The sequence below is a fragment of the Aeoliella straminimaris genome (genome assembly GCF_024054565.1).
GTDB lineage: Bacteria > Planctomycetota > Planctomycetia > Pirellulales > Lacipirellulaceae > Aeoliella > Aeoliella straminimaris.
Map to the genome: position 1 here is coordinate 1 of NZ_JAMXLR010000042.1, position 639 is coordinate 639.

At 60.7% G+C, this 639-nt stretch carries 1 protein-coding gene; it reads left to right on the top strand.

What is annotated here, in order from left to right; translation table 11 throughout:
- Positions 1–45: 45 nt before the first annotated feature.
- Positions 46–639: transposase (locus NG895_RS13025; RefSeq protein WP_341871456.1), on the top strand; the 594-nt coding region annotated here is incomplete at its 3' end.

A 639-nucleotide genomic window follows, 5' to 3' on the forward strand; every position in this document is an offset into this window, starting at 1 on the left:
CGGCAGACGAAGGACGCAAAGAAAGTCAACTCGCCCCAACTGTGGCTGACGACGATGTGGCACATTGGTACGGGATTGCCGTGGGACTGGCGGGTCGGACCGGGTGACAGCAGCGAACGGGCTCACCTGCGCCAGATGCTCGCCGGTTTACCTGCCAAAGCCCTGGTGACGGCCGACGGCGGATTTGTGGGCTACGAAGGGCTACAAGCGATCGTGGATAGTGGACGGCACGCCCTGTTACGGGTGGGCGCGAACGTGCGACTACTAAAGAAGCTGGGCTACGCCCGGGAGTCGGTCGGCACCGTCTATCTGTGGCCCGATCGGGAAACCAAGCGAGGTAACCACCCGCTCGTGCTGCGCCTGGTGGTCGCTTCGGACGGCAAGCAGCCTGTCTATCTGGTTACCAACATCCGTTCGCCGCGGGAACTGAGTGATCGTCAGGTGATCGAACTGTACGCACGGCGATGGGGCATCGAGCTATTTTATCGCCATCTCAAGCAAACCTTCCGCCGCCGAAAGCTCCTCTCTCGCGAGGCCGAAAACGCCAAACTCGAAATCACCTGGTCGCTGTTTGGCTTATGGGCGATGTCGCTGTTCGCGTTGGCTGAATCCGTAAGGCAAGGAATAGCTCCGGCGCAA